This window comes from Pseudomonas sp. NPDC089918 (genome assembly GCF_050280605.1).
Classification (GTDB): Bacteria; Pseudomonadota; Gammaproteobacteria; order Pseudomonadales; family Pseudomonadaceae; genus Aquipseudomonas.
The window spans coordinates 1-5,116 of sequence record NZ_JBNNVP010000088.1 but is presented as its reverse complement, the minus strand read 5'-3'; the positions used below and the strand labels follow the sequence as shown (position 1 = coordinate 5,116).

At 51.7% G+C, this 5,116-nt stretch carries 2 tRNA genes and 2 rRNA genes; all 4 read left to right on the top strand.

From position 1 onward, the window contains the following. The first annotated feature begins 164 nt into the window (after positions 1-164). The 4 genes from ACQKPC_RS30045 (at position 165) to ACQKPC_RS30030 (ending at position 5,096) form a co-directional block, all read left to right on the top strand. A 16S ribosomal RNA gene (locus ACQKPC_RS30045) occupies positions 165-1,703 on the top strand. Positions 1,704-1,785: 82 nt separating this feature from the next. After that, positions 1,786-1,862, top strand: a tRNA-Ile gene (locus ACQKPC_RS30040). A gap of 30 nt (positions 1,863-1,892) precedes the next feature. Continuing rightward, positions 1,893-1,968 (top strand) — tRNA-Ala (locus ACQKPC_RS30035). 236 nt (positions 1,969-2,204) lie between these two features. Further along, a 23S ribosomal RNA gene (locus tag ACQKPC_RS30030) occupies positions 2,205-5,096 on the top strand. The 16S and 23S rRNA genes sit together here with 2 tRNA genes alongside, the layout of an rRNA operon. Positions 5,097-5,116: the final 20 nt, after the last annotated feature.

Sequence of the window (5,116 nt, the reverse complement as noted above, 5' to 3'; positions counted from 1 at the left end):
ACCGCTCTTTAACAACTGAATCAAGCAATTCGTGTGGGTGCTTGTGGAGTCAGACTGATAGTCAACAAGATTATCAGCATCACAAGTTACTCCGCGAGAAATCAAAGATGTAACCAACGATTGCTGAGCCAAGTTTAGGGTTTCTTAAAAACCCAAAGATGTTTGAACTGAAGAGTTTGATCATGGCTCAGATTGAACGCTGGCGGCAGGCCTAACACATGCAAGTCGAGCGGCAGCACGGGTACTTGTACCTGGTGGCGAGCGGCGGACGGGTGAGTAATGCCTAGGAATCTGCCTGGTAGTGGGGGATAACGCTCGGAAACGGACGCTAATACCGCATACGTCCTACGGGAGAAAGCAGGGGACCTTCGGGCCTTGCGCTATCAGATGAGCCTAGGTCGGATTAGCTAGTTGGTGAGGTAATGGCTCACCAAGGCGACGATCCGTAACTGGTCTGAGAGGATGATCAGTCACACTGGAACTGAGACACGGTCCAGACTCCTACGGGAGGCAGCAGTGGGGAATATTGGACAATGGGCGAAAGCCTGATCCAGCCATGCCGCGTGTGTGAAGAAGGTCTTCGGATTGTAAAGCACTTTAAGTTGGGAGGAAGGGCAGTTACCTAATACGTAATTGTTTTGACGTTACCGACAGAATAAGCACCGGCTAACTCTGTGCCAGCAGCCGCGGTAATACAGAGGGTGCAAGCGTTAATCGGAATTACTGGGCGTAAAGCGCGCGTAGGTGGTTCGTTAAGTTGGATGTGAAATCCCCGGGCTCAACCTGGGAACTGCATTCAAAACTGACGAGCTAGAGTATGGTAGAGGGTGGTGGAATTTCCTGTGTAGCGGTGAAATGCGTAGATATAGGAAGGAACACCAGTGGCGAAGGCGACCACCTGGACTGATACTGACACTGAGGTGCGAAAGCGTGGGGAGCAAACAGGATTAGATACCCTGGTAGTCCACGCCGTAAACGATGTCAACTAGCCGTTGGGAGCCTTGAGCTCTTAGTGGCGCAGCTAACGCATTAAGTTGACCGCCTGGGGAGTACGGCCGCAAGGTTAAAACTCAAATGAATTGACGGGGGCCCGCACAAGCGGTGGAGCATGTGGTTTAATTCGAAGCAACGCGAAGAACCTTACCAGGCCTTGACATCCAATGAACTTTCCAGAGATGGATTGGTGCCTTCGGGAACATTGAGACAGGTGCTGCATGGCTGTCGTCAGCTCGTGTCGTGAGATGTTGGGTTAAGTCCCGTAACGAGCGCAACCCTTGTCCTTAGTTACCAGCACGTTATGGTGGGCACTCTAAGGAGACTGCCGGTGACAAACCGGAGGAAGGTGGGGATGACGTCAAGTCATCATGGCCCTTACGGCCTGGGCTACACACGTGCTACAATGGTCGGTACAGAGGGTTGCCAAGCCGCGAGGTGGAGCTAATCCCAGAAAACCGATCGTAGTCCGGATCGCAGTCTGCAACTCGACTGCGTGAAGTCGGAATCGCTAGTAATCGCGAATCAGAATGTCGCGGTGAATACGTTCCCGGGCCTTGTACACACCGCCCGTCACACCATGGGAGTGGGTTGCACCAGAAGTAGCTAGTCTAACCTTCGGGAGGACGGTTACCACGGTGTGATTCATGACTGGGGTGAAGTCGTAACAAGGTAGCCGTAGGGGAACCTGCGGCTGGATCACCTCCTTAATCGACGACATCAGCTGCTCCATAAGTTCCCACACGAATTGCTTGATTCATTGAAGAAGACGATAAGAAGCAGCCCGAAATTGGGTCTGTAGCTCAGTTGGTTAGAGCGCACCCCTGATAAGGGTGAGGTCGGCAGTTCGAATCTGCCCAGACCCACCAATTTTGTGTGGGAAACGCCTGTAGAAATACGGGGCCATAGCTCAGCTGGGAGAGCGCCTGCCTTGCACGCAGGAGGTCAACGGTTCGATCCCGTTTGGCTCCACCACTACTGCTTCTGTTTGTTGAAAGCTTAGAAATGAGCATTCCATCCTGGTGATGGTGAATGTTGATTTCTAGTCTTTGGCTAGATCGTTCTTTAAAAATTTGGGTATGTGATAGAAAGATAGACTGAACGTTACTTTCACTGGTAACGGATCAGGCTAAGGTAAAATTTGTGAGTTTAATCGCGAATTTTCGGCGAATGTCGTCTTCACAGTATAACCAGATTGCTTGGGGTTATATGGTCAAGTGAAGAAGCGCATACGGTGGATGCCTTGGCAGTCAGAGGCGATGAAAGACGTGGTAGCCTGCGAAAAGCTTCGGGGAGTCGGCAAACAGACTTTGATCCGGAGATGTCTGAATGGGGGAACCCACCTAACATAAGTTAGGTATCTTAAGCTGAATACATAGGCTTAAGAAGCGAACCAGGGGAACTGAAACATCTAAGTACCCTGAGGAAAAGAAATCAACCGAGATTCCCTTAGTAGTGGCGAGCGAACGGGGACTAGCCCTTAAGTGGCTTTGAGATTAGCGGAACGCTCTGGAAAGTGCGGCCATAGTGGGTGATAGCCCTGTACGCGAAAATCTCTTGGCCATGAAATCGAGTAGGACGGAGCACGAGAAACTTTGTCTGAATATGGGGGGACCATCCTCCAAGGCTAAATACTACTGACTGACCGATAGTGAACTAGTACCGTGAGGGAAAGGCGAAAAGAACCCCGGAGAGGGGAGTGAAATAGATCCTGAAACCGTATGCGTACAAGCAGTGGGAGCCCACTTTGTTGGGTGACTGCGTACCTTTTGTATAATGGGTCAGCGACTTATTTTCAGTGGCGAGCTTAACCGAATAGGGGAGGCGTAGCGAAAGCGAGTCTTAATAGGGCGTCTAGTCGCTGGGAATAGACCCGAAACCGGGCGATCTATCCATGGGCAGGTTGAAGGTTGGGTAACACTAACTGGAGGACCGAACCGACTACCGTTGAAAAGTTAGCGGATGACCTGTGGATCGGAGTGAAAGGCTAATCAAGCTCGGAGATAGCTGGTTCTCCTCGAAAGCTATTTAGGTAGCGCCTCATGTATCACTGTAGGGGGTAGAGCACTGTTTCGGCTAGGGGGTCATCCCGACTTACCAAACCGATGCAAACTCCGAATACCTACAAGTGCCGAGCATGGGAGACACACGGCGGGTGCTAACGTCCGTCGTGAAAAGGGAAACAACCCAGACCGTCAGCTAAGGTCCCAAAGTTATGGTTAAGTGGGAAACGATGTGGGAAGGCTTAGACAGCTAGGAGGTTGGCTTAGAAGCAGCCACCCTTTAAAGAAAGCGTAATAGCTCACTAGTCGAGTCGGCCTGCGCGGAAGATGTAACGGGGCTCAAACCATACACCGAAGCTACGGGTATCACTTAGGTGATGCGGTAGAGGAGCGTTCTGTAAGCCTGTGAAGGTGAGTTGAGAAGCTTGCTGGAGGTATCAGAAGTGCGAATGCTGACATGAGTAACGACAATGGGTGTGAAAAACACCCACGCCGAAAGACCAAGGTTTCCTGCGCAACGTTAATCGACGCAGGGTTAGTCGGTCCCTAAGGCGAGGCTGAAAAGCGTAGTCGATGGAAAACAGGTTAATATTCCTGTACTTCTGGTTATTGCGATGGAGGGACGGAGAAGGCTAGGCCAGCTTGGCGTTGGTTGTCCAAGTTTAAGGTGGTAGGCTGGAATCTTAGGTAAATCCGGGATTCTAAGGCCGAGAGCTGATGACGAGTGTTCTTTTAGAACACGAAGTGGTTGATGCCATGCTTCCAAGAAAAGCTTCTAAGCTTCAGGTAACCAGGAACCGTACCCCAAACCGACACAGGTGGTTGGGTAGAGAATACCAAGGCGCTTGAGAGAACTCGGGTGAAGGAACTAGGCAAAATGGCACCGTAACTTCGGGAGAAGGTGCGCCGGTGAGGGTGAAGCATTTACTGCGTAAGCCCACGCCGGTCGAAGATACCAGGCCGCTGCGACTGTTTATTAAAAACACAGCACTCTGCAAACACGAAAGTGGACGTATAGGGTGTGACGCCTGCCCGGTGCCGGAAGGTTAATTGATGGGGTTAGCTAACGCGAAGCTCTTGATCGAAGCCCCGGTAAACGGCGGCCGTAACTATAACGGTCCTAAGGTAGCGAAATTCCTTGTCGGGTAAGTTCCGACCTGCACGAATGGCGTAACGATGGCGGCGCTGTCTCCACCCGAGACTCAGTGAAATTGAAATCGCTGTGAAGATGCAGTGTATCCGCGGCTAGACGGAAAGACCCCGTGAACCTTTACTATAGCTTTGCACTGGACTTTGAATTTGCTTGTGTAGGATAGGTGGGAGGCTTTGAAGCGTGGACGCCAGTTCGCGTGGAGCCAACCTTGAAATACCACCCTGGCAACTTTGAGGTTCTAACTCAGGTCCGTTATCCGGATCGAGGACAGTGTATGGTGGGTAGTTTGACTGGGGCGGTCTCCTCCTAAAGAGTAACGGAGGAGTACGAAGGTGCGCTCAGACCGGTCGGAAATCGGTCGTAGAGTATAAAGGCAAAAGCGCGCTTGACTGCGAGACAGACACGTCGAGCAGGTACGAAAGTAGGTCTTAGTGATCCGGTGGTTCTGTATGGAAGGGCCATCGCTCAACGGATAAAAGGTACTCCGGGGATAACAGGCTGATACCGCCCAAGAGTTCATATCGACGGCGGTGTTTGGCACCTCGATGTCGGCTCATCACATCCTGGGGCTGAAGCCGGTCCCAAGGGTATGGCTGTTCGCCATTTAAAGTGGTACGCGAGCTGGGTTTAGAACGTCGTGAGACAGTTCGGTCCCTATCTGCCGTGGACGTTTGAGATTTGAGAGGGGCTGCTCCTAGTACGAGAGGACCGGAGTGGACGAACCTCTGGTGTTCCGGTTGTCACGCCAGTGGCATTGCCGGGTAGCTATGTTCGGAATAGATAACCGCTGAAAGCATCTAAGCGGGAAACTAGCCTCAAGATGAGATCTCACTGGGACCTTGAGTCCCCTGAAGGGCCGTCGAAGACTACGACGTTGATAGGTTGGGTGTGTAAGCGCTGTGAGGCGTTGAGCTAACCAATACTAATTGCCCGTGAGGCTTGACCATATAACACCCAAGCAATTTGC